The following is a 23,871-nucleotide window of genomic DNA, read 5'->3' as shown; positions in this document are numbered from 1 at the left end:
GTCGATGGGAATCATTCGAGAGTTACCGGAACAACTCGCGAACCGAATCGCAGCCGGGGAGGTCGTCGAACGACCGGCTTCCGTCGTCAAAGAATTAGTCGAGAATGCGATTGATGCGGGAGCGACGAAAGTGGACGTGGACTTACAAGAGGCGGGCATTCGTCTCATCAAAGTGCGTGACAACGGGCATGGGTTCCATGAAGAAGACGCCGCGCGAGCCTTCTTGAGACATGCGACGAGTAAGATTCGGGACGAGCACGACTTGTTTCGCATTCGGACGCTCGGTTTCCGTGGGGAAGCACTCGCCTCGATTGCGTCGGTCAGTCACGTCTCGTTGAAGTCTAAACGAGCAGATGAAGACGGTTTTGAGATGACGCTTGAAGGCGGTGTCGTCAAGGAGACGAATCCGGCGGCGACGAACGTCGGGACCGAAATTGCGGTCAGTCAGCTCTTCTTCAACACACCGGCACGGCTGAAATATTTGAAGACATCGGCGACAGAACTCGCGAGCATTACCGACACGTTGAACCGTTTGGCATTGTCCCATCCAGAGATTCGCTTCACCGTCTTTCATGAAGAGAAAGAATTGTTGCGAACGAACGGCAACGGAGACTTGAAACAAGTCATGCTCGCCATCTATGGTCGCCAAGTCGCCGCGCAAATCGTCACGGCCTCGAGTAAAACGAACGACTATACACTGAGCGCGCATCTCGTGCGCCCGGAAGTGACTCGTTCGAATAAACAATACGTGACCCTCATCTTAAACGGCAGAAGCATCAAGAACTTTGCACTGACACAAAGCGTGCTCGAAGGCTACCATACGCTCTTACCGATTGGTCGCTATCCGATTGCCGTGCTCGAAGTGAAGATGGACCCGATGTTGATTGACGTGAACGTCCATCCGACGAAACGTGAAGTGCGCTTGTCGAAAGAAAAAGAATTGTGCCAGCTCATTCGAGAGACTGTTCAATTGACGCTCCGTGAGCAACGTCTTATTCCGTCTGTTAAACAAGAGCCAAAACCAAAACGAGAAACACCATCCGAACAGTCGAAACTCGATTTCTCGATGGAACCGCAACCTAAACAAGTAGACACGGTCGAGTGGAATTATCCGATTCCTCGCGAGCGAAAAGAGTCGCTCACGTCTCCTTCCCAGTGGAACCCGGCGCCGCTCGTTCATGAACCAGAGCCAGAGATGCTCCAGGCAGAACAGGCCGAGGAACCCGTTCTTCAGTCCGAACGTCTTCCAGCATTAGACGTCATCGGACAACTGCATTCGAGTTATATCATCTGTGGAGCGGAAGACGGGATGTACGTGATGGACCAACATGCTGCCCAGGAACGCATCAAGTATGAATTGTTTTATGAGCAGTTAGGACGTCCAGAAAAAGAGTATCAACTCCTGTTGATTCCGTTGACGTTGGAGTTCACACAGGAAGAGACGCTCGCCATCGAAGAAGTGCTCCCGCTACTATCGGAAGCTGGTATCACATTAGAACCGTTTGGCGGCAACACGTTCCTCGTGCGCGAGATTCCGACATGGTATCCGCAACATGACTTAGAGGGTACAATTCGTGATCTAGTGGAGATGGCCATTCAACAACGCTCGATTGACATCGCGAAATATCGTGAGGAAGCATCCATCCTCATGGCGTGTAAACGCTCGATTAAAGCGAATTATCCACTCAATATGGACATGATGCGACAATTGATTGAAGATCTTAGTCGAACGACTTCTCCTTTCACTTGTCCGCACGGTCGTCCCATTCTCGTGAAGTGGAGCACGTACGAACTCGAGAAGTTGTTCAAACGCGTCATGTAATCGTCTTGTTACCTTGTTTTAATACGATGTCACGTTTATTTACGAGTCCTCATGGGAAAACTATACACATGTCACTCAACGCATCGAGGTTGAGAGGTGGCTTTTTCACTGCCTCACCCTCAAGATGTCGACATGAAATGTATATCCATGTAGGAGGAAAAGAAAATGACGAACAAACTTCAAGTTTCAAAGCGAGAATTACGCCCACGATCACTACGCACGAAGTTGCGTAACGAAGGAAAAGCGTTAGGAGTTGTCTATGGTTATAAAGTAGACAGCACGCCAATCGTGTTTGACGAGATGGACCTTCGTAAAATTCTTCGAGACCATGGTGACAACGCCTTGATTGAACTCCATTTTGATGGAAACAAAATCAATACGCTCGTGCACGGATCGGAAACAAATCCGTTCACAAACTTCTATCAACACGTTGAATTCATGGCTGTGAAGATGGATGAAGAGACAGAAGTCGAAGCGGATATCGTCCTCGTCGGCGACGCGAAAGGTGTCAAAGAAGGTGGATATCTCGCTCAGTCGCTCTATAAAGTGACGGTTTCTGCGACACCTGCCAACATCCCTGAACGCATCGAACTCGACGTGTCAGACCTCGAAATCGGTGACTCGGTGACGGTAGCGGATCTTCCAGAAGACAAATCGTACACGATTGTCTCTGAACCAGATATGCACATCGCCTCTGTGAATGAGCCGGTTGCAGAAGTTGAAGAAGAATCGGAAGAAGCTTCATCTGAAGGGGAAGCATCAGAAACCTCTTCTGAAGAAACAGAAGAATCGGCTGAGGATAAAGAATAAGAGTTTCTTTCGTGTCTGAAATAATCACACGATGCAAAGGAGAGGAGCATTGTCCCAAAGAAGGGGCGATGCTCCTTTGTTTTATTTGTCGAATTAAATCTGAACTTTATACTTTTAAATAAAAAGGATGAATCATACTTAATCAAACCAAAATATTACAAATTAGCATATATTCAATGTGATTCTAGGTATGAATGAGGTAAACTATATAAAAGTTTATTTCGTAAGGGGATGTACGATGATATTTTATTAATTTGATAATGAAACTGGTAAGAAGATCACAATATTTAATTCGAACTTTGTGATGTTACGAATCATACAAACTGAAAAAGGTTCTAATATTGGTTGTATGCATTTAGATCCGGGTGGTGTCATCGGTTATCATCAAGCAGTTGCACCCCAACTTCTTCTCATTATGGTGAGTGAGGGTTACGTTAGAGGTGAAAAAGATGAATATTTTAAAGTGCAAGCTGGAGATGATGTTTTCTAGACGAAGAACGAGTGGCATGAAACGAAAACAGATAGAGGATTAACAGCTATCGTAATTGAAAGTGAAGAATTAGATCCATCAATTTATATGACTGAAATAAAATTAATTAAATTCTAATGAAGCTTAGACGATTACTGATTAGTAAAGTAAGAGTGGGGGATTGAGACTAAATATGTCGCATTTATATATCGATTTAAGTGACATTACTTCTTCTTCGGAACTACATCAAATATTAAAAGAAAGTCTTCATCTTCCTGATCATTACGGCGAAAATTGGGATGCCTTTTATGATGTCATTACTGATGTGGATTGTATAACTTTTCCTGATCAAATCACTTTCATAGGATATTCTTTGCTTGAAACGAAATTAAGTGAGGATGCTAAGTACTTAAAAATGTGCTTAGAAGAGTATAACGAAGAATATTCTGTTTCACATTGTCATATTGTTTTCTTGTAATCTAATTGGCTTACTAATATATAAAGCTAGTCTCTAAGAGAGTATCCATTTCACAATCACTAATTTTCAATATAATTTTTATAGTCCCCGACCATCATAAGAATTAATAGAAAAAAACAGCTGATTTAAATTACAAGGTCTTTAAACTGAAAAATCAAAGGTGATCACTATGCAAGAGCTTACAATTATTGAAAGGAAGCGTCTATTAGAGCATCTTGAAGATAATTTAGATAATTATTTCATTATGGGTGAAATTAAAAAGGTATATGAGATCACTAGTTATGATGATTTAACTATTAACGATAACCAAAAAGCTTTAATTGATTTTTTGGTTTACCAAAATGTATATCCAATGGTCATAACATTTATATTATCTAAAAATATAAGTCAGGATAATGAGATGGTTGAAAAAATGGATTCAAGGAAAAATAAATATTCTATGAACTATTGCTCTGAGGATGAGAATTCTTTTTATTACTGCAATGCAAAAATAGAAAACGAAAAAGATTTAAGGTTTTTGATTAACGAAACGTACTGGATGCCTGCTCAAAATAGGTTTTATAATATTATCTTTAAAGATAAATTGAATTTCACTTTAAAAAAGTATGGTAAGTGGCTGTTCTCTAGAACTCAAGTTGTACCTTTAATTGATATGAGTATACCAACTTCTTTTATTAAAATAGATGGAGATGGACTTGGGTTTATTTTGTTTTCTAATGAAAAAAGATATGAGTCTATTGAAGAATTAACAAAGAATTTACCTCGAAAATTTGATATAGATTATTTAAACGAACAATGAAATATGAGGGCCTCAGTTTGAGCATGTTTTAACGCATAGTCATGTTACATAGATACTATGAAAAATGATATGTATGATGAGGTTTGGGGGTTTACTCATGATGACTCTTTGTTAGAATTATATAAACTGACAATAGCGGGTTTATCGATGTGAGAAATACAGTCCGTAGAGTTGGAATAAGAGTAAATTTAGCCAAATCATATAGCTTTGTATCATGATGTCCATATATACGATCAAAATTATTAAAACCATTTAAAACTTGTGAAGCCACGTAGTTAAGCAGCACATATTCCATAGAGAAGGTGAAAAAATGAAAGCTCAGGAAATATTAAGAGAAATTGAAAAGATATATTATTGGGATGCGCGCGTTTTAGGATTCGATTGCCGTTATTTTGGAGATGAGGTTTTAATAAAGATTGAAGATGAGGAAGAGAGTTATCGTCACTACGAGATTGAATTTTTAGGTTGTATTAAAGTAGAGGTTTCTGCTGCTCTAGATGATCGAACAATGCCAATCAAAGAATTGACAAGGGGACAACGTCCATATTTCATGCAGGATATTAGCATTGATAGTTACGAATTAGAGGGGCAGGAAATATTTATATGCCATCTCTTATTGCCTCCTGTTACGGCAGAGATTCATTTCACAAAAATTAGAATCGGAACGGAATATCACTGATTAAAGTTTCTAGGATTTAATCGCTACACATAATTAAGAAAAATATGACGGACGATTTTTACCTATACTCTGAATTGATTATTCAAACGGAAAACCTAAATTTAGTCAATGAATAAACCATTTTTACATATCCATTTCAAAACCTTTTTACAAGAGGAGTAGGTAATGTCAAACCCCAGCTATTATAAAATTGAAATTAGTGGTAAGTGTTTTAATGAAGATATATCATGTACTGGAGAACAACTTGAAAGTATTCTTCAAGCTATAAATGAGATACAGACTGATAGTTTGATATGGTATCTTTTTGATATCTTTGGGGGTAGTAAGGTGTCACTATTCGAACTTTTCCCATCAAATGATTTTGGAATAATTAATTTTTTTAGTACATATGAACTGATAGGGAGAGTTAAACATATAATTCAGTTCGAAAGTGGAGTATTTATAGGGAGTAAATTCAAAAATATAGAAATTGACTTTGAAAATCAACCTCATTCAGAAGCTGAGCTAGAGTTTCAATTAAATCAAACTTCAATTGAAATTAGAGCTTTTGATTTCGAGTGCTTCGAAATAATCTTACAAGATGAAATGATTTATCATTATTTAAAGAATAAGTTTCTTTAATGATTAGACTATGCACATTCGAAATTAAAAGTAGGATGTAAGATTTATTTTGGAACAGGGAGATTGATATTAAAATTGAAAATGCTAATTCATAGACATTCTCCCGAAAATCGGGAGAATTTTTCTTTGTCACAAATCCGCCATATGTAAACGATTACGATGTGAACACTCTGTCAATTCATGCAAGACAGGATTGCCAACAGAGACTGTACAGTTTATATTGTTAATGATTTCACATATTAGAACTGATACTTTCCTATTTAATTATTCAGAAAGAAGGGTTTGTGACATGGCATCAATGGAAATCCATGCACTCGAATCATTACGAAAAAAAGCACAAGCTTCCTCACAAATGATTCATTATCGTCCAATGGAATACTTTTTACGGGCAATGTTAGCCGGGATCTTTATCGGCTTTGCCTCAATCTTTACCTTGAAAGTCGTCAACGGTATGTATTTAGCGGAATCTCCGTTCACGACACTCATCGGAGGCTTCTCGTTCGGGATCGCGCTTGTCATGATCATTTATGGGGGAGCTGAGTTGTTCACGGGGAATACGATGTATTTCACAACGTCGACGCTTCGTGGTTATACGACGCTCAGTGATACGATGCTCGTCTGGTTGCTCTGCTTCGTCGGGAACGCACTCGGGGGAATCCTATTCGCCTTACTACTTGCACCGACTGGCGTCATCCAAGAACTCGGGATGAACAACTGGTTGTTCTCCGTTGTTGAAAGTAAAATGCATCATACGACGGTCGAAATTTTCTTCCGTGCCATCTTCTGTAACTGGATGGTCTGTCTCGCTATTTTCTTACCGAAACAAATGAAAAATGAGTTCGCTCAAATCTTCTCGATGATTTTCCTTGTCGCCGTCTTCTTCGCTTCAGGATTCGACCACGTCATCGCCAACTTCGTCTTGTTCGCCTTGACGCTCGTCGTCCCACACCCGGAGACGATCAGCATGGCAGGTGCAATTCACAACTTGATTCCTGCAACATTCGGTAACATTATCGGTGGAGCGCTCTTCATGGGAGCCATCTATACCTGGCTCAACTCGAAGGGTCTTCGTGAAGCACAAGAATTAGAGGAAGAAGTCGAATTAAAAGTTGTAAAAGCTGTTAAATAAATGATGTTTGTCACATGTAGCGTAGAGCCTTGTCTTATCGAAGACGAGGCTCTTTTTTATCGTATGGCCACACGTAAACTGTCACAATATCGACTCGTGACCATCGAGAAAAACACATGCCATAATCTATATATAGGATTCTTAAAACGAATATGAATGTTTTGAATCCATATATAGTGAGGTGATGGGTTTTGAAATTACTGCAGTTGTATGAGGACGTCTGCGTTTTACCAGACCAAGACTTGGTGCAAGAGAATGCGAATGTGGACGGGAAATCCCCGCTCGGAAAACTAGCACGACTCTCTTCAGAAGTGTCGAAAGAATTGTCGCAGACGTATTTGATGTCGGAACGGTCAAAACAAGCCGTCACTGATAACTATTTATATGTGCACGACGCCGACTATTACATCACTGGCTCGACGACATGTTGTCAAATTCCACTCGGTCAATTATTAAAAGATGGATTCCACACAGGGCATGGAACGATCCGGTCGCCAAAGGACATTCGCTCTGCCATGGCACTCGCGTCGATCATCCTTCAAGCGAATCAAAACATGCAGCATGGGGGGCAGGCCTTCCCAATGTTTGACGTCGACTTGGCACCGTATGTCGAGAAGACATATGAGCGTCAACTGAGCCGACTTCAATCATTACCCGTTGACTGGGACGATGCGCAATTGAAACAACTCGCGGAAGAAGAGACGATCTCGGCGACGTATCAGGCGTGTGAGGCGTTCATCCACAATGCGAACTCGATGCACTCACGAGGGGGCGGGCAAGTACCTTTCGTTTCAATCAATTATGGAACGGACACATCAAAGTGGGGACGTATCCTCATTCGAGAGTTACTTCGTGCCACGGAACGTGGGTTAGGGAACGGAGAGACTCCGATTTTTCCCATTCAAATCTTTAAAGTGAAGGAAGGAATCAACTTTCGGGAGGACGATCCGAACGTCGATCTTTTCCGTGAAGCGTGTCGGGTAACAGGCAAACGATTATTTCCGAACTTTTCCTTCATCGATGCTCCGTTTAATGTCGCTTACTATGATGGGACGTATGCATCTGAAGTGGCGTATATGGGTTGCCGCACTCGGGTCATGGGAAACCGACACGGAGAGGAGACGTCGGTCGGACGTGGCAATCTTTCCTTCTCCACACTCAACTTGGTGAAGATGGCACTGATCTCGGAGTCACTCTCTGACTTTTACCGCATTCTCAACCGCTATATCGATATCGGCATCGAACAGTTGATCGAGCGTTTCGAGTATCAATGTACGCGTCTCGCTGAAGAATTCCGTTTCCTCTACACACAAGGGGTCTGGCGTGGAAGTGAACAGTTACATATTCATGATGAGGTTCGAGACGTATTAAAACAAGGAACGCTTTCACTCGGTTTCATCGGACTCGCTGAAACGTTGAAGGTGTTGACAGGCAGTACACATGCTGAGTCGCGTGAAGCGGAACGACTCGGTCTCGATATCGTCACGCACTTAGCTGATCGGATGCGAGCGGCGGCCGAATCATACGATTTGAATTTCTCATTGCTTGCGACACCCGCGGAAGGACTGTCAGGCAAATTTGTGACGCGAGACCAGGAAGAGTTCGGGATGATTGAAGGTGTCACCAATCGTGCCTTTTACACAAATTCATTCCACGTGCCGGTCTATCAGTCTGTATCGATTCGTGAGAAAATCCGAATCGAGGCACCGTATCACGCATTGTGTGACGCGGGACATATATCATATGTCGAAGTCGATGGGTCACTTGCCCACAATGCGGAAGCGGTGGAATCGATTGTCCGCTTGATGCGTCAGCATAACATCGGCTACGGTTCCATCAATCATCCGGTCGACCGTTGCGGAAATTGTGGATTAGAAGGACTAATTGATGATGCCTGTCCGACGTGTGGCGAGGATACAAACATCGAACGAATCCGCCGCATCACCGGTTATTTGGTCGGGACGATGGACCGCTGGAATACGGCGAAACGAGAAGAAGAACGGGCGAGGGTGAAACACGATGCGCATTCTATCCGTCGTTGAAGAATCCGTCGTCGATGGGCCGGGGATTCGAACGGTCATCTTTACTGCCGGCTGTCCGCATCACTGTAAAGGGTGTCACAATCCTTCCTCGTGGAATCCAGCTGGCGGTGAGGATGTCGAAATAGAGGAACTTGTTCAACGCGTCAAGCTCAGTGGTTGGGACGGGGTGACCATCTCAGGAGGTGAACCGTTTCTTCAATCGTCACCGTTAGCAAAACTCGTAATGGCATGTAAGTCGCTCGGTAAAAATGTGTGGGTGTATACGGGCTATACAATGGAACAGTTGGTAGCGATGCAGGACGAAGCCGTTCAAACGGTGTTAGACTACGCCGATGTGCTCGTTGATGGTCGCTTTGAGCAGTCGCAACGAGACATGAGGCTCCGCTTTCGGGGATCGAGTAATCAACGGATCATCTTCTTGAATAAAGTGTAATCGAGGCAGAGATGTCTCGATTTTTTGTATAATGATGTAAAAGGGGGAGTTTTAATGAAATGGTGTAGTTTTGAGATGCAAGAAGAGCAACGAGTGGGGATCGTCGAAGGTGATTTCGTCTACGATGTCAGCAATCAAGTACATACGACAAATTTATTAGAAGTGATCGCGCGTGAGTTCGAACCGGATATTGATTTAGACGTGGCACCTTCATACCGAGTGACGGACGTGAAATTGCTTGCTCCGTATCGACCGTTGAAAAATGTGATTTGTATCGGGAAGAACTATGAAGAACACGTGAAAGAAATGGATACAGCGGGAGCGGGGAAACTCGTCATCTTCACGAAAGCACCAACTTCAGTAGTCGGACCGGACGCTGTCATCGAGCGCCATCCGGAATTGACGGACAAACTCGACTACGAAGGCGAACTTGCCGTCATCATTGGAAAGTCGGGACGAGACATCGAATCGGTCGAAGAACACATTTTTGGATACACGATTCTAAACGATGTGACGGCACGGGATGTGCAAAAAGAACATGTCCAATTCTTCCGTGGTAAGTCGTTCGATACGTTCTGTCCGATGGGACCGTTCATCGTGACGCCGGAAGAGCTTCAGTTCCCTCTCCGAATCAAAACGAATGTCAATGGGGAGACACGCCAAGACGGAACGACGGCCGATATGATTCGCCCGATTGACGAGCTCATTCGTACGTTATCGAAAGGCATGACGCTTGAAGCGGGTGACATCATCGCGACAGGAACGCCAGCCGGAGTCGGGCACGGGATGACACCACCGACCTATCTTCAAACGGGAGACACCGTCGAAGTGACGATTGAAGGTCTGGGCACGCTAAGAAATGTGATTGTCTGAATGAAATGACGCAAAATGTGAAGAATCTTGTAATTCATTTATCATTTTATAAATGAGTGTTCCTCTTCGTTATAGTAAGGGTAGAAGATAACACAGAGGAGATGAATCATTATGGATCGTCACAATCAATCAAATGAACACGATCAATTACATGAATCAGAACAGCAAAAAGATTGGTTAGATACAGAACTCGGTTCATCCAACCGAGAAGAAACAAAAGTACGAACACAGTCAAAACCTTCATTCGTCAGCCGCATGTTCCCAGGACTTGTCGGTGGGGTCATCGGGGCATTGTTGACGGGCGCAATCGCTTATCCGTTTATCGACCAACCCGCAACGAATGTGAGTGATACGAACGTGACCTCGCAAGGGACTCCGGTCCAGACGTCATCAAACGTGTCTGACTCTTCAGTCACGAATGCCGTCGCAACCGCTCAACCTGCAGTCGTCACCGTGAACAACTTCGCCCAAACTGGCTTCTCGAGTGAAGCCGTCGAGGCTGGCGTTGGATCGGGCGTCATCTACAAAAAAGAAGGTGACTCGGCATTTATCGCGACGAACCATCACGTTGTCAACGGGGCAGACAAGCTGACGGTCACGTTTAATGACGGAACGACAGCGGAAGCGACGCTCATGGGAAGTGACGCGACGTATGACTTGGCCGTCTTGAAAGTGGACGCTGACAAAGTACCGGCCGTCATCTCAATCGGCAAATCGAGCGAGTTAAAACCGGGACAAACGGTCATCGCCATCGGGAATCCGCTTGGACAATTCGAGAACTCCGTGACACGCGGTGTCGTCTCATCGACGTCACGTCTCGTGCCGGTAGATACGGATGAGAACGGACAGGCCGACTTCAATGCTGAGGTCATTCAAACGGATGCGGCCATCAACCCAGGTAACTCGGGTGGTGCGTTAATCAACGAAGAAGGACAACTCGTCGGCATCAACTCGATGAAGATTGCGACGGCAGAAGTCGAGGGAGTCGGATTCTCGATTCCGGTCGACATCGCCCTTCCGCTGATCAATCAAATCGAACAGACGGGAGAAGTCAATCATCCTTCGCTCGGCGTATCGCTACGTGATGTGTCAGAGTTCCCTCCAGGTTACTTGACGGAACAAATCAACTTACCTGAATCGGTAACGGCGGGAACGATTATCGTAGAAGTTCAACAAAATAGTTCAGCCGCAAAAGCGGGTCTTGAGGCGCGTGACGTCATCGTGAAAATCAATGACAAAGACGTCAGCTCGTTCATCGACCTCCGTAGTGAATTGATTCGAGATACGGACGGAACGGTCGACATCGAATATGTCCGTGACGGAAAAACGGAAACGGTTCAAGTCGAGATTCAAAACGCTAACGGTTCTGCATTGTAAAAGGTGGGCAATAAGCCCGCCTTTTTTGCTATGCTTATACAAAAGGAGGATGAGATATGGTACGAAACTTATATGGGGTGTTACTATTCGGGGCAGGAATTTTACATTTTGTCAGAGAGAAGGCATTCATGTCGATTATTCCGAAATCTTGGCCGTTCCGCCGCTTGATGGTGCAACTGAGCGGAGTCGTGGAAGTCGTCTTCGGGGCAATGCTCTTACTAAACAAAGGGACGACGTTCGTAAAGCGGACGCTACCAGCATTCTTTATCGCCGTCTTCCCAGCCAATATCAATATGGCCGTCAAGCCATCTAAAATCGGTGGGAAAGTCATTCCGAAATGGATTACATGGGGACGACTCCCGCTACAATGGGTTTTGATCAAAGGTGTCAAAAAAATATAAAGGTGTGGAGATACATATGACAAACGTATTGAAATGGTTTGAACAATTTCATGCACATCCAGAAATCAGTTGGAAAGAAATCGAGACGACCCGAACGATTGCTTCGATTTTATCAGACTGGTCGATTCCGCATCGGACGTTCGAGGATGTGACCGGGGTGATCGCGGAGATTGGATCGGGAGAAAACGTGATTGCGGTCCGCGCCGATATCGATGCGTTATGGCAACAAGTGGACGGTACGTTTCGTGCGAACCATTCATGCGGGCACGACGCGAACATCAGCATGGTACTCGGTGCACTCGAACAATTGAAGGACGAGGCGTTACAGAAGCGGATCCGTTTCATCTTCCAACCTGCCGAAGAGCAAGGGAATGGTTCCCTCGCCATGATCGAACGTGGGGCGTTAGAAGACGTGACGCAACTGTTCGGGATTCATTTGCGTCCACAAGAAGAGTTGAAGAAAGGTCAATACGCGGCGGCGATTCAGCATGGCGCTGCCTTCTTCTTAAAGGGAGAGGTGATTGGGGATGACGCGCACGGCGCAAGACCGCATCAAGGACAAAACGCACTCGATGTCATCTTCACGATTCAACACATGCTCAAAAGCATTTACTTATCACCGTTTGAGCCACACTCCGTCAAGTTGACGAAAGTACACGCCGGGAGTGACAACATGAACATCATTCCAGGGAATGCGACGTTCTCGATTGACGTCCGCGCTCAACAAAATGAGGAATTGCTCGAACTGCGAAATCGTGTCGAAGACATGTTACTCCATGTCGGTCAGCTTCATCGTGTGACATTGGAGTGGGAGTGGCAAGACTTCACACCGGGAGCGGTCGTTGGGGAACAGTCGAGTCAGATTGCAAAGCAGGCGATCGAGCAACGCTTCGGTCAGTCGGCTCTCGTCGAGAGGATTGTCACCTCAGGTAGCGATGATTTTCATTTCTATACCGTCGAGAAACCGACGCTTGATGCGACGATGATTGGAATCGGTGCAGATTTAGGTCCAGGACTTCATCATCCGCATATGACGTTTGACCGTGATGCGTTAGAAGACGGGGCACGCCTGCTTGCGGATGCGCTCCGAATTGCAGCATCATAATTCAGGATGAGTGTGATAGACAGATGTCTGTCCACTCATTTTTTTATTGCATCAAATAAGTGTAAGCGCTATCATAACGTTATTAGCGACAATATAACGACAATTCTGAATTTTCGCTATAGGGGAGGAAGTTAGATGGAAACAACGGGGAACAAGCAAGACATGAAGCTAGGGTGGGCGCTCTTACCACTTGGTGTGATGATTGTTGTCATGCTCATCTCAATCGTCAAGCTCGGACAAGGACCACACATCCCGCTCATCGTCGGGACGGCGGTCGCTTCGCTCGTCGCCTGGCGTCATGGGTTCAAGTGGAAAGAGATTGAAGAGATGATGTATAAAGGGATTCGTCTCGCTTTACCGGCAGTCGTCATCATCATTTTGGTCGGATTGACAATCGGTGCTTGGATTGGTGGGGGAATCGTTGCCACGATGATCTATTTCGGACTGAAGATCATCTCGCCGGCATACTTTTTGTTAACGATTTGCCTCATCTGTGCGGTCGTCGCGCTCTCGATTGGGAGTTCGTGGTCGACGATGGGTACAATCGGTGTAGCAGGGATGGGAATCGGACTGAGTATGGGGATACCAGCTCCGATGGTTGCGGGGGCCGTCATCTCAGGTGCTTATTTCGGGGACAAGATGTCACCATTGTCAGATACGACAAACTTGGCGGCAGGACTGACTCATACGAATCTATTCGTACATATCCGACACATGTTATATACGACCATTCCGGGTCTCATCATCGCGCTAGGTGTATACGCATGGCTTGGAAGACGGTTTGCGGATTCGACGACGGACTCGTCAGAGATTACACAGACGCTTAACATTCTTGAAGACAGTTTTGTCATCTCGCCATGGTTACTTGTCGTTCCGCTCGCAGTCATTTTACTCGTCGCAAAAAAAGTACCAGCGATTCCAGCACTCGTTGTCGGGATTGCACTGGGCTTCTTGGCTCAAGTGTTCATCCAAGGCGGGTCACTTTCAGACAGCGTAGGTGCTCTTCAAAGTGGCTATGTCATTGATACAGGTAATGAATTGGTCGATAACCTCTTTAGCCGAGGCGGTCTCGATGCGATGATGTACACAGTCTCGATGACGATTGTCGCGATGACGTTCGGTGGAATTTTAGAATATTCAGGTATGCTTCAATCGATCATGAATCAAATCTTGAAGTTGGCGAAAACGGCAGGCTCGTTGATTGCTTCAACGATTTTGGCCGGGATTGCGACAAATGCGACCTGTTCGGAGCAATATATCTCGATTGTTGTTCCGTCACGTATGTTTGCAGGGGCTTATGAAAAAATGGGATTACAATCGAAAAACTTATCACGCGCACTCGAGGACGGTGGAACATTGACATCGGTGTTCATCCCATGGAATACGTGTGGGGTATTCATTCTTGGTACGCTCGGGGTTGGGGCATTCGAATACGCGCCTTACGCTGTCTTAAACTTTATCGTACCGGTCATTTCGATTCTGTATGCCTTTACGGGATTCACAATCGAGCGCATGGCCGTCATTCAGCAAGAAGAGTCAGTTGTGAAGCAAGCAGCACAATAAAACAATTCCCGGTCGTCAATCGACCGGGAATTGAAATTTATAGACGGTGCGCGGACGACCTTGGCTGTAGCTCATCTCTTCGCCAATCGGATGAACGAGTTTTGCATCAACCAATTTTTTGATGAGTCGCTCTGTCGTGCGACGGGTGACTTGTAAGTAATCGGTCAACTCTTTAGCCGTGAACTCAAGTTGATTACGTGAGAAGTGGATGAGTTTTTCGATATTGGTCGGACTCATACCGGTCTGTTTCATCATGTCGTAGACTCGTGTTTGCGTGACGCGAAAATGAATGGGTGATGGTTGATCAGAGAACATTAGTCGCTTCGAATCATCGACGATGCGCATCTGTCGTTCACTTTTTGCATAAAGCGCGAGTCGTGCATGGTCGAGAGCGCGCTGATAGTCTGAGCCATATCCGATGCCGACATGGACAGACGAGGGATTCGGTAAAACAATACCATTTGAAATAGCGGTCTCAATTTTGCCTTTATTCGATAAGATTGTGACCCCCTCTTCATTCGATTGTAGCAACTTGCCACCGAAGAATTGTTGGTCCGACACGTGTGCTAACGTCTCTTCACTCGAATTCGAATACTGAAGAATGGCAAACTGAGACTGATCTGATTTTTGCAATCGAATCTGTTTAAGAAAATCATTAAAATGGTGAAGGATTCTCTCTTGTGGTTCAATCATGAGTTGACTCCGATAGCCGTCACTCATTAACCGGCGATGGATTTGCTCGACACTCGTCAAAGCGAATCGTGTCGTCCCATTTTCTTGAAGTTGTTTATGAAAAGCAATCAAGTCCTCGAAATTCATGTTTGGATGAATCTGTTTCACTTGCGATTGCGAGATACGAGTAGGGAATGGCTCTAACACCGATGCAAGTCGTGATGTGTCGACGAGGTCAATCGATAGATGTTCAAGCTCGACGTGTTGCGTTAACGTCATATATAAGAGTGAAGTCAATAAGACGACATCGTCTTGAACGACATGATGAGCATACGGGAGGTTCGCCTTCTCCATCGCGTACGTATACGGAAATGAACCGGAGAAGAAAACACCGTCAAAAAAGTGTAGTTGATGGGCGATGTCTTTCGCTTCGCGTGGGTCATCATAAGGAAACCCTTCAATCCGGACATCGGGTAAGGAAGAACCATTTACAATATGTTGAATAAACGCTAGTGAGCCGACGACGGCGATATGGATGGACATCACAAAATCCCCCTTGCAATTTAACGACTATATAACGACAATATAGAGGAAAGCGTAGACGAAGTAAAGGAGTGATGAACTTGAACATTCAAAGCATTGAAATTTTCTCGGTTCGATTCCCACTAAAAGTTCCGTTTATCGTGAGTTATCATCGATATGACGATATGCCATCTGTCATCGTCAAAATGACCACGTCTTGCGGACTGATTGGATATGGGGAAGCGGTAGCGGATGAGCACGTGACGGGAGAGTCAGCTGAAAGTACGGTGAGTGTCCTCCGTCATCTATTGGCACCATTATTGATTGGGAAAAATCCGATGCATTTGGAGAGGATTCATGATGAGATGGACCGTGCGATAAAAGGTGTTCCTGCAGCAAAAGCAGCACTCGATATCGCCTGTCACGATTTGATTGGAAAGAAACTAAATCAACCGATTTACGAATGGATTGGTGGTCGGTACCATGAATCGTTCCCGGTCACACACGTCTTAAGTATCGGGGAACCGGATCACATGGCACAAGAGGCTCTTGATCAAATCAATCAGGGCTATACGGCCGTGAAGATGAAAGTCGGGGTCGACGTACAAACGGACGTGGCACGTGTCAAAGCCGTGAGAGAATCCGTAGGACCAAGTGTTCCGATTCGGGTCGACGTCAATCAAGGGTGGGTCAATGCAGCCAACACGGTCCAAGCTATGCGTCTACTCGAACCGTACGGAATCGATTGGGTCGAACAACCGGTCAAAGCGGATGATTTTGAAGGGATGGTCGAAGTGAAACAAAAAATCTCGGTGCCACTCATGATCGATGAAGGTCTGAAAGACATTCACGATATGAGACGGTTGACGATGATGCAAGCAGCCCATAAAGCGAACATCAAGCTGATGAAATGTGGTGGCATCTATCCGGCGAAGAAGTTGGTCCATATGGCGGAGATGTCAGGGATTGAATGCCAAATCGGCTCGATGGTCGAATCGTCGATCGCATCGAGTGCGGGATTCCATGTCGCCTTTTCTAGTAAGATTGTAAAAACGGTAGAATTGACAGGACCGCTCCGCTTCGGGAAGGATGTCGGGAACTTAACATATGATTTGCCGATCATCTCATTGAACGACCGTCCTGGTCTCGGCATCGATGTCGATGAGGACTTATTGCGTGAACTGACAATCGATTCATACGTGATTGGAGAAGACTCACATGTGGCAAGGTAAGGTTAAAGATCTTCTGTTTCAAGTGCGTGTTCTGACTTTGTCAGACTTACCTGAGTTGTTGTCGATTCAAGAGGCAGTGATTCAAGCGTTGGCTGAACCGGAGCACTATCAATCGTTATCAATTGAAGAATTCACAAAATTGTTGGCAGATCAGACGTTGATTGGGGCAACGGCTGAAGGGCGACTGATTGCATTCCGTGCCATGTTGATCCCGCCGATTGACGACGAACATTTAGGACGAGATATCGGCTGGCCGGAGGCTTCGCTTGAACGTGTCCTTTATCAGGAAGTGACGAACGTCCATCCAGATTTCCGGGGATTTGGGTTGCAGACGCACTTGGGCAAACTATTAATGTCACAAGTTGAAGCGGATGATCGATTTGATGTCGTCTGTGCGACGGTCGCACCGTTCAATATTCCAAGTATGAAAGACAAGTTCATGCTTGGACTTCGAATCGGCGCATTGAAAGAAAAGTATGGCGGGAAACTCCGCTATATCTTTTACAAGGAGCTTCATCGGTCATGGCAACCCACATCAGAAGTGGTGGATGTTCCAATGGAAGAACGGGCGAGACAAGTTAAGTTACTCCAAGATGGTTGGTTCGGGACTGGTCTCATGAAACAAGGGGAACAGTGGGTTGTTCGATACGAGAAGTAAAAAAATCCTCGTCAAGCTGACGAGGATTTTGATTATTCTAGGACGAAGAGTACATCATTCGCGAATTTTTCATACGTGCGGTCACTCGGATGGAACTGATCGGTCGCGAGATCACGTGATAAATCAGAGATATAGGCGAACGGGTCGATCACATCGATATTTTGCGCATTCGCTAATTGCTTCGCAGAGGCGTTCCAATCGAGGATGAGCTGATTGAACGCTTGTCCATTCTCATCATTTTGAAACGGGTTGTATAGACCGATGTAGACAATCGTAGCTGAGTCGTTCAACGCGCGAATCTCAGAAAAAATCGTTTCAAGATTTGTCTTTGCATCCGTGACCACTTGTTGAATATCGACAGATTCAAAGTTGTCGACGTTCTCCCCGCGGTTGAACAAATCGTTTCCGCCGATGGTCAACGTGATATATCGTGCGTTTTCAATTGTCCGACGTACTTCGGGTTGCTCAAGCTGAGCAAGTAGATCTTCTGTACGTGCCCCGGAAACGGCCAGGTTTTGTGTACGGAGTGACTCATCTTCCAAACCTTCGCTGACGGGTTGTACATATCCCGCGCCTGACGTCGAGCCGACACCGCGAGTCAAGGAATCGCCGAGGGCGACATAGATGTCTCCTTCTGGCTCAGGACGTTCGTCTTCAGAGACGGAAAGTGTTCTTTCTGGCGGATTGACGATATCTTGATAACCAATCCAGAGACCATATATGGCGATTCCGGTCAAAAGTACGGCGCCACTTAAAAATGCATACCATTTCGACTGTTTCATGGACTGACCTCGCTTTCTATACAGACATCATATCAAAAATGTGACGATGTGCCCTATGTGAATGTTCGAATAGGACAGATTTGATTTTGTCCGATAGAATAAAGAAAGAGGTGAGACAATGGAACCGACGTTAAAGCTACATCAACTGACAAAAGTGATAGGGAAAAAGACGATCATCGATAATATTTCGTTAGAAGTCAACCCAGGTGAGGTGTTTGGATTTTTAGGACCGAACGGTGCCGGGAAAACGACGACGATTCGGATGATCGTCGGCTTGATTAAACCGACAAAAGGAAATGTTTCGATTTGTGGCTATCGTGTCGATAAACAATTCGTTCAAGCGATGAATCAGATCGGAGCCATCGTCGAGAATCCAGAGCTGTATAAATTTTTGACTGGACGTGAGAACTTAGAAGCCTTCGCCCGCATGTTGCCTGATGTGGACGATAAACGAATTCAAGAAGTGATCGACCTTGTCGATTTGACTGCTCGCATCGATGATAAAGTGAAGACATACTCGCTCGGGATGCGTCAACGGCTCGGTATCGCACAGGCATTATTGAACAATCCACGCGTTCTTATTTTAGACGAACCGACGAACGGACTTGATCCGATGGGGATTCGAGATTTACGACTTTTCATTCGTAGACTTGTCGAAGAAACTGGGCTGAGTGTTCTCGTGTCGAGTCACATCTTGGCCGAGATTGAATTGTTGGCGGATCGAGTCGCGATAATGTCGCGCGGGAAGATTGTCAAAGTGGGGACGGTCGATGCTTTGATTGAAGAACTCACATCGACGGTCGATTTGCACGTTGCCAATAGCTTTGAAGTGCTGCCAATCGTTCAAGGTTATGAAGGAATCGATCAAGCGGACGTGATCGATGAGCGAACGATTCGAATCTCGATGAACGTCGAGGAGACGGCAAAGTTGAATCGATACTTAATGGAACGAGATGTCGACGTGTTCGGACTCGAACGTCGTGTACAAACGTTAGAGGATCTCTTTATTACATTGACGGGCGGTGACCACATTGCCTAATCCATCTTTACTCGGACTCATACGTAATGAAGTATTAAAAATTCATCGGAAGCGTAGGTTGATGGTCGTCTCGATCATCCTGATTGTACTCGTCTCGATGTTCACATACGCGAACTATCGGCAAATCGAGAAGCAACGTGAAGAACAAGGGACGATTGATTGGCGTGTTGATCTTCAGCAAGAAATCATCGATACACAAAACCGACTCGCTTCCGCCAACGTCCAAGACGAGTTTCGTCAGATTTTAGAATTCCGTGTCCAACAGAACCAATACTATTTAGACAATGACATCAACCCGAACTATCCAGGCGCTCCGACGTTTATGCGTGTCTTCTTCTCGCAAGGGACGACGCTCGTACTGCCACTCTTTATCATCGTCTTGATGGCAGATATCGTCAGTGGGGAGCATAATGACGGGACAATCAAAACACTACTGTCCCGACCGGTAAGGCGTTATAAAATTTTGCTTGCCAAATGGTTGACGACACTTTTGTATACATCAATCTTAATATTTGTGACCGCCGTCGTCAGTTATGCCATATCGGGGATTGTTCTCGGATGGGACGGTTGGACAGCTCCAATCCTGACAGGCTTCCAAGCTTCACCGACCGGCACCTTCTCAACCGATTTTGTCCATACGTTGCCGATGTGGGAATACTTGCTCATGTCAATGGGGCTCTCATGGCTTGTCGTTGCTGCCGTTGGTACAATTTCACTTATGATCTCGGTGCTGGTGAAAAACACGGCGACCGGAATCGGGATCATGATGGCCGTCCTCATTTCAGGACCGCTTTTGACGTCGCTTGGATCAAATTGGGATAGCTCGAAGTACTTGGTGAACGTCAACTTCGGCCTTCATACCTATTTGGAAGGACAAGCCCCACCGATTGAAGGGATGACTCTACCGTTTTCTCTAGTCGTCATTCTCATTTGGTCAATGGCTGCTCTCGCGTACGCGTTTTATCACTTTACGCAAAAAGATGTATATTAATTGTTTATAGTGCTACCCTCCTGGGTGGCACTTTTTTTAGTGGCTAAATGATTATGAAAGAGAAATAATTAGTTCTAAATACTCAATATTTAGAATTGTCAAAATAATTAAAAAGTTGGATACATTGTTTGTGGGAAACTGTGTAAAGTAAGAGTCATCACAAAGGAGGCAAACACATGAAAAAAGTTGTATCTACATCATTAATCGCAGGTGTCCTACTCGTACCACAATTGGTCGGGGCGGCAGAATTGAAGTCAGGCACGTTGACGAAACCATCTGAAAGTGCTCCGACGACAATTGTCAAAGAGTTCGTGAAAGCAAAAGGTGAATTCAAAACGATCGAGTCGAAATCAGACAAACTTGGTAAAGTCGTCAAGTTACAGCAGACGGTAGACGGTGTCCCGGTATTCGGTGGTGTCGTGGTCGGTGTCGTTGATGAAGACGGACAATTGAAAACAGTCGTAGATGATGCAAAATCAGTAAAGAATCTACATAAGTCAATCAAATTGAGCGAGAAGAAAGCCATTGCAAGCTACAAAACGCTTGTCGGACATAAAGGTGCTTACGAACTCGAACCTGAAGCTGAATTAATCGTCTATCCAAATGGAGACAAGTCGGTCTACGCGTATCAAGTGACTGGAACGATTTTAGATGCTGAAGAGCCATCACGTTGGACGTACTTCATTGATGCTGGTACAGGAGAAGTTCTTAACAAATTCGATCAGTTGGCACACGCAAAACCGACGAACGGTGTGACGGGAACTACATATACAGGAACAGGGATTGATGTTCTTGGGTATAGTCAGACGTTCAAGACAACGAAGAGTGGTTCATACTACTACTTACAAGACTCGACACGTGGAAAAGGGATCTATACGTACGATGCTGGAAACCGTACACGCCTTCCGGGTTCGCTTTGGGCTGATGTCGATAACGTTTTGAACACGACATATGACCGTGCTGCCGTTTCTGCACACGTCAACGCAACGAAAACGTATGACTTCTATAAGAACACGTATGGACGTAACAGCTATGATAATGCTGGTGCTGCCCTCAACTCGACGGTTCACTATAGCCGTAGCTACAACAACGCGTTCTGGGATGGAAGCAAGATGGTATACGGTGACGGAGATGGTCAGACATTCACATACCTCTCTGGCGCACTTGACGTTGTTGCGCACGAATTGACGCACGCAGTCACGGAGTATACGGCAGGATTGATCTATCAGAACGAGTCTGGCGCAATTAACGAGGCGGTATCGGATATCTTAGGTACAGTTGCCGAGTACAGTGTCGGCACAAACTTCGACTGGTTGGTAGGGGAAGACATCTACACACCTGGAGTTGCGGGAGACGGCCTTCGTTCGATGGCAAACCCTGCTGCATATGGAGACCCGGACCACTACTCAAAACGTTACACAGGTACGCAAGATAACGGAGGTGTTCACATCAACTCTGGTATCGTCAACAAAGCGGCATACCTCTTAGGTAACGGCGGATCGCACTACGGTGTGTCTGTCCAAGGAGTCGGTGTTATGGAGATGGGGGATATCTATTACCGCGCGCTCAATGTTTACTTGACGCCAACGTCTAACTTCTCAAGCCTTCGCCAAGCGGTCGTTCAATCGGCGAAAGATCTTTACGGTGCGACTAGCCCACAAGCGGTATCGGCTGCGAAATCGTTTGATGCTGTCGGAATCAACTAAGAGTCTAATTGAGAAATCCTTTCCGAAATATTTCGGAAGGGATTTTTTGTGTCGATTTGGGGTAAATCAAATTGGAATGATGACTGAAAAGGAGAAATAACATGAATCTAAAAGAATATATGGCTACACCGAACAAGCAAATTCAGTTGAGTGATTTCTCTACCCATGTGAAAGATAAACCTGATGATTCGACTTTGACGGATGAACTGATTCCGGACAGTGTAGAACGATTGAAAGAGTTACATTGGAGACTATACGCCGAGAGCAAGACCGGAATCGTTGTCGTGTTACAAGCACTTGATGCAGGTGGGAAAGACGAGGCGATCAGCTACATTTTTTCAAACTTGAACGCTCAAGGGTTAAAGACGAATGCATTTCAGAAACCTTCCGATACAGAGAAAAAGCATGACTATCTGTGGCGAATGCACGACCTGCTACCGGAAAGAGGTCAAGTTGGCATTTTGAATCGGTCTCATTACGAGGAAGTGATTGCTCCTCGTATCCATGACTTGTTAGGGGAGGAAGTACTTCCGAATGAACAGGATCAAGAAAAAGTGTGGGAAATGCGATTTCGCCAAATTAACGATTACGAATTGTACCTGAAAGAGAACGGATTTGAAGTCATCAAGTTCTTTTTTTATGTGTCGAAAGATAAACAACGGGATCGTTTGCTCGAACGACTGAAAGACCCGAAGAAGAATTGGGAGTTCTCGTTCAGCGATGTGGAGGAACGGCAATATTGGGATGATTATCAACACATCTTTGAAGAGATGATCACACACACATCAACGGACGTTTCACCGTGGTTTATCTTGCCGGCAGATGACGAATGGTATAGTCGCTATATCGTCTCATCCGTCATGATCGATGTCCTCGAGCGAATCGACCCGCAATATCCGACGTTTTCGGATGAAGAGCAAGAACGCATCGATGAGGCGATTCAAATACTTGAAAATGAATAACGGATGACGTTCTCGTGAACAATTAAAAATCCCCTTGCGCTGAAAGCGAATTCAAGCTAAAGTGATACAGTAGAATAGAGGTCAGACATCTGTACAAAGGGGTAATGAGTGTGGGTAACGTAAGTTTATTATTTGGTGGCGTCGCGCTATTTTTAAATAGTCTTGTCCTTCTCGGGAAGGTTGATATGAAGAGTGCCGGTGTATTCAGTTTGTTCACAGGACTCTTGCAAACGTTTATCGCAACGTGGTTACTAATTGGGGCAAGTCCTGAAGAACAGTTCGGTCTCGCGAGCATATATTTGTTTGCGTTCACGTATTTATATGTCGGTGTGACATTCATTTTGAATTTAGACGGACGTGGCGTCGGCTGGTTCTCGTTATTCGTCTCGATTGCAGCTACTTTTTATGGGGTGATGGCAATCGCTGTAGCCGATCCAATGGGTGCATTGACATGGTTTTTCTGGTCACTATTATGGGGACTCTTCTTTTTCGGAATGGGACTCGGGAGACCGAATGAGGCCATCACAGCACGTGTCGCTCTCGTATTGTCGTGGTTGACGCTGATCATCCCGGCGATGGTTGGGATGGCCGGACTCATGAACGGATTGTATGACATGATTTGGTGGGCAGCGAGCGGGACAGCGATTCTGTATTTTATCGTCTCCGTCAAACGAACGAAACAGGCCGTAGAAGTGGCTTAAGTATA

At 45.3% G+C, this 23,871-nt stretch carries 23 protein-coding genes and 1 pseudogene; 22 read left to right on the top strand and 2 right to left on the bottom strand.

Annotated elements, in window-relative coordinates:
- The first annotated feature begins 4 nt into the window (after positions 1-4).
- From mutL to nhaC, 15 genes and pseudogenes are all read left to right on the top strand, one after another.
- Positions 5-1,822 carry a DNA mismatch repair endonuclease MutL gene (mutL, locus tag ACQKD4_RS07205; RefSeq protein ID WP_427372919.1) on the top strand — a complete coding sequence of 606 codons (1,818 nt, stop codon included), beginning with the start codon at positions 5-7 and terminating at the stop codon, positions 1,820-1,822.
- A 165-nt stretch (positions 1,823-1,987) separates the two neighbouring features.
- Positions 1,988-2,632, top strand: a complete 645-nt coding sequence (locus ACQKD4_RS07200; RefSeq protein ID WP_427372918.1) for a 50S ribosomal protein L25/general stress protein Ctc — start codon at positions 1,988-1,990, stop codon at positions 2,630-2,632.
- Positions 2,633-2,909: 277 nt separating this feature from the next.
- Positions 2,910-3,239, top strand: a pseudogene (locus ACQKD4_RS07195) (cupin).
- A gap of 55 nt (positions 3,240-3,294) precedes the next feature.
- Positions 3,295-3,579, top strand: coding sequence for a barstar family protein (locus tag ACQKD4_RS07190; protein WP_427372917.1), 285 nt, complete (start codon positions 3,295-3,297; stop codon positions 3,577-3,579).
- Between the two features lie 169 nt (positions 3,580-3,748).
- Positions 3,749-4,378, top strand: a complete 630-nt coding sequence (locus tag ACQKD4_RS07185) for a hypothetical protein (protein ID WP_427372916.1) — start codon at positions 3,749-3,751, stop codon at positions 4,376-4,378.
- A 310-nt stretch (positions 4,379-4,688) separates the two neighbouring features.
- Entirely contained in the window at positions 4,689-5,057 is a 369-nt protein-coding gene (locus tag ACQKD4_RS07180; protein ID WP_427372915.1) for a hypothetical protein, read from the top strand.
- 165 nt (positions 5,058-5,222) lie between these two features.
- Positions 5,223-5,678 (top strand): hypothetical protein, encoded by a 456-nt coding sequence (locus ACQKD4_RS07175; RefSeq protein ID WP_427372914.1) that lies wholly within the window; start codon positions 5,223-5,225, stop codon positions 5,676-5,678.
- Between the two features lie 298 nt (positions 5,679-5,976).
- The gene (locus ACQKD4_RS07170; protein ID WP_041918029.1) at positions 5,977-6,807 is read left to right on the top strand and encodes a formate/nitrite transporter family protein; all 831 of its coding nucleotides are present in this window, start codon (positions 5,977-5,979) and stop codon (positions 6,805-6,807) included.
- A 191-nt stretch (positions 6,808-6,998) separates the two neighbouring features.
- Complete coding sequence (locus tag ACQKD4_RS07165; protein ID WP_427372912.1) at positions 6,999-8,849, top strand: anaerobic ribonucleoside triphosphate reductase; 1,851 nt, start codon at positions 6,999-7,001, stop codon at positions 8,847-8,849.
- A complete protein-coding gene (nrdG, locus tag ACQKD4_RS07160; protein ID WP_427372911.1) occupies positions 8,827-9,282 on the top strand; it encodes an anaerobic ribonucleoside-triphosphate reductase activating protein in 456 nt (151 codons plus the stop codon). Before ACQKD4_RS07165 ends, nrdG begins: the two co-directional genes overlap by 23 nt.
- A gap of 54 nt (positions 9,283-9,336) precedes the next feature.
- Positions 9,337-10,155: a fumarylacetoacetate hydrolase family protein gene (locus ACQKD4_RS07155; RefSeq protein ID WP_427372910.1), complete on the top strand. Its 819-nt coding sequence runs from the start codon at positions 9,337-9,339 to the stop codon at positions 10,153-10,155.
- A 111-nt stretch (positions 10,156-10,266) separates the two neighbouring features.
- Positions 10,267-11,532 carry a S1C family serine protease gene (locus ACQKD4_RS07150; protein WP_427372909.1) on the top strand — a complete coding sequence of 422 codons (1,266 nt, stop codon included), beginning with the start codon at positions 10,267-10,269 and terminating at the stop codon, positions 11,530-11,532.
- Between the two features lie 56 nt (positions 11,533-11,588).
- Complete coding sequence (locus ACQKD4_RS07145; RefSeq protein ID WP_427372908.1) at positions 11,589-11,933, top strand: DoxX family protein; 345 nt, start codon at positions 11,589-11,591, stop codon at positions 11,931-11,933.
- A gap of 16 nt (positions 11,934-11,949) precedes the next feature.
- Positions 11,950-13,038, top strand: coding sequence for an amidohydrolase (locus ACQKD4_RS07140; RefSeq protein WP_427372907.1), 1,089 nt, complete (start codon positions 11,950-11,952; stop codon positions 13,036-13,038).
- 135 nt (positions 13,039-13,173) lie between these two features.
- A complete protein-coding gene (gene nhaC / locus ACQKD4_RS07135) occupies positions 13,174-14,601 on the top strand; it encodes a Na+/H+ antiporter NhaC (RefSeq protein ID WP_214745263.1) in 1,428 nt (475 codons plus the stop codon).
- Between the two features lie 15 nt (positions 14,602-14,616).
- On the opposite strand, the gene ACQKD4_RS07130 is transcribed toward nhaC, so the two are convergent.
- The gene (locus ACQKD4_RS07130; RefSeq protein WP_427372906.1) at positions 14,617-15,816 is read right to left on the bottom strand and encodes a hypothetical protein; all 1,200 of its coding nucleotides are present in this window, start codon (positions 15,814-15,816) and stop codon (positions 14,617-14,619) included.
- Positions 15,817-15,896: 80 nt separating this feature from the next.
- Here ACQKD4_RS07130 and ACQKD4_RS07125 point away from each other — a divergent pair, with 80 nt between their 5' ends.
- Positions 15,897-17,027, top strand: coding sequence for a mandelate racemase/muconate lactonizing enzyme family protein (locus ACQKD4_RS07125; protein WP_427372905.1), 1,131 nt, complete (start codon positions 15,897-15,899; stop codon positions 17,025-17,027).
- Positions 17,014-17,685 (top strand): N-acetyltransferase family protein, encoded by a 672-nt coding sequence (locus tag ACQKD4_RS07120; RefSeq protein ID WP_427372904.1) that lies wholly within the window; start codon positions 17,014-17,016, stop codon positions 17,683-17,685. Before ACQKD4_RS07125 ends, ACQKD4_RS07120 begins: the two co-directional genes overlap by 14 nt.
- A 32-nt stretch (positions 17,686-17,717) precedes the next feature.
- On the opposite strand, the gene ACQKD4_RS07115 is transcribed toward ACQKD4_RS07120, so the two are convergent.
- Positions 17,718-18,467, bottom strand: a complete 750-nt coding sequence (locus ACQKD4_RS07115) for a GDSL-type esterase/lipase family protein (RefSeq protein WP_427372903.1) — start codon at positions 18,465-18,467, stop codon at positions 17,718-17,720.
- 118 nt (positions 18,468-18,585) lie between these two features.
- On the opposite strand from ACQKD4_RS07115, the gene ACQKD4_RS07110 reads away from it, so the two are divergent.
- The 5 genes from ACQKD4_RS07110 to ACQKD4_RS07090 all read left to right on the top strand — a co-directional run bounded on the left by ACQKD4_RS07110 (position 18,586) and on the right by ACQKD4_RS07090 (position 23,866).
- Entirely contained in the window at positions 18,586-19,506 is a 921-nt protein-coding gene (locus ACQKD4_RS07110; protein ID WP_427372902.1) for an ABC transporter ATP-binding protein, read from the top strand.
- Positions 19,499-20,497 (top strand): ABC transporter permease, encoded by a 999-nt coding sequence (locus ACQKD4_RS07105; RefSeq protein WP_214745254.1) that lies wholly within the window; start codon positions 19,499-19,501, stop codon positions 20,495-20,497. The genes ACQKD4_RS07110 and ACQKD4_RS07105 overlap by 8 nt, the downstream gene beginning before the upstream one ends.
- Positions 20,498-20,673: 176 nt before the next feature.
- Complete coding sequence (locus tag ACQKD4_RS07100) at positions 20,674-22,203, top strand: M4 family metallopeptidase (protein ID WP_427372901.1); 1,530 nt, start codon at positions 20,674-20,676, stop codon at positions 22,201-22,203.
- A gap of 101 nt (positions 22,204-22,304) precedes the next feature.
- Entirely contained in the window at positions 22,305-23,165 is an 861-nt protein-coding gene (locus ACQKD4_RS07095) for a PPK2 family polyphosphate kinase (RefSeq protein ID WP_427372900.1), read from the top strand.
- Between the two features lie 104 nt (positions 23,166-23,269).
- Positions 23,270-23,866 (top strand): AmiS/UreI family transporter, encoded by a 597-nt coding sequence (locus ACQKD4_RS07090; protein WP_427372899.1) that lies wholly within the window; start codon positions 23,270-23,272, stop codon positions 23,864-23,866.
- Positions 23,867-23,871 lie beyond the last annotated feature (5 nt).

This window comes from Exiguobacterium sp. NPDC077395 (genome assembly GCF_050269125.1).
Taxonomy (GTDB): domain Bacteria; phylum Bacillota; class Bacilli; order Exiguobacteriales; family Exiguobacteriaceae; genus Exiguobacterium; species Exiguobacterium aestuarii_A.
Note: the sequence above shows the minus strand (reverse complement) of the source record. Positions and strands in the feature narration are given on the sequence as shown.

Excerpts from the sequence above, each read along its gene's own strand:
- mutL (WP_427372919.1), top strand. The coding sequence starts at position 5 with ATGGGAATCATTCGAGAGTTACCGGAACAACTCGCGAACCGAATCGCA.
- ACQKD4_RS07200 (WP_427372918.1), top strand. The coding sequence starts at position 1,988 with ATGACGAACAAACTTCAAGTTTCAAAGCGAGAATTACGCCCACGATCA.
- ACQKD4_RS07190 (WP_427372917.1), top strand. The coding sequence starts at position 3,295 with ATGTCGCATTTATATATCGATTTAAGTGACATTACTTCTTCTTCGGAA.
- ACQKD4_RS07185 (WP_427372916.1), top strand. The coding sequence starts at position 3,749 with ATGCAAGAGCTTACAATTATTGAAAGGAAGCGTCTATTAGAGCATCTT.
- ACQKD4_RS07180 (WP_427372915.1), top strand. The coding sequence starts at position 4,689 with ATGAAAGCTCAGGAAATATTAAGAGAAATTGAAAAGATATATTATTGG.
- ACQKD4_RS07175 (WP_427372914.1), top strand. The coding sequence starts at position 5,223 with ATGTCAAACCCCAGCTATTATAAAATTGAAATTAGTGGTAAGTGTTTT.
- ACQKD4_RS07170 (WP_041918029.1), top strand. The coding sequence starts at position 5,977 with ATGGAAATCCATGCACTCGAATCATTACGAAAAAAAGCACAAGCTTCC.
- nrdG (WP_427372911.1), top strand. The coding sequence starts at position 8,827 with ATGCGCATTCTATCCGTCGTTGAAGAATCCGTCGTCGATGGGCCGGGG.
- ACQKD4_RS07155 (WP_427372910.1), top strand. The coding sequence starts at position 9,337 with ATGAAATGGTGTAGTTTTGAGATGCAAGAAGAGCAACGAGTGGGGATC.
- ACQKD4_RS07150 (WP_427372909.1), top strand. The coding sequence starts at position 10,267 with ATGGATCGTCACAATCAATCAAATGAACACGATCAATTACATGAATCA.
- ACQKD4_RS07145 (WP_427372908.1), top strand. The coding sequence starts at position 11,589 with ATGGTACGAAACTTATATGGGGTGTTACTATTCGGGGCAGGAATTTTA.
- ACQKD4_RS07140 (WP_427372907.1), top strand. The coding sequence starts at position 11,950 with ATGACAAACGTATTGAAATGGTTTGAACAATTTCATGCACATCCAGAA.
- nhaC (WP_214745263.1), top strand. The coding sequence starts at position 13,174 with ATGGAAACAACGGGGAACAAGCAAGACATGAAGCTAGGGTGGGCGCTC.
- ACQKD4_RS07130 (WP_427372906.1), bottom strand. The coding sequence starts at position 15,816 with ATGTCCATCCATATCGCCGTCGTCGGCTCACTAGCGTTTATTCAACAT.
- ACQKD4_RS07120 (WP_427372904.1), top strand. The coding sequence starts at position 17,014 with ATGTGGCAAGGTAAGGTTAAAGATCTTCTGTTTCAAGTGCGTGTTCTG.
- ACQKD4_RS07115 (WP_427372903.1), bottom strand. The coding sequence starts at position 18,467 with ATGAAACAGTCGAAATGGTATGCATTTTTAAGTGGCGCCGTACTTTTG.
- ACQKD4_RS07110 (WP_427372902.1), top strand. The coding sequence starts at position 18,586 with ATGGAACCGACGTTAAAGCTACATCAACTGACAAAAGTGATAGGGAAA.
- ACQKD4_RS07100 (WP_427372901.1), top strand. The coding sequence starts at position 20,674 with ATGAAAAAAGTTGTATCTACATCATTAATCGCAGGTGTCCTACTCGTA.
- ACQKD4_RS07095 (WP_427372900.1), top strand. The coding sequence starts at position 22,305 with ATGAATCTAAAAGAATATATGGCTACACCGAACAAGCAAATTCAGTTG.
- ACQKD4_RS07090 (WP_427372899.1), top strand. The coding sequence starts at position 23,270 with ATGAGTGTGGGTAACGTAAGTTTATTATTTGGTGGCGTCGCGCTATTT.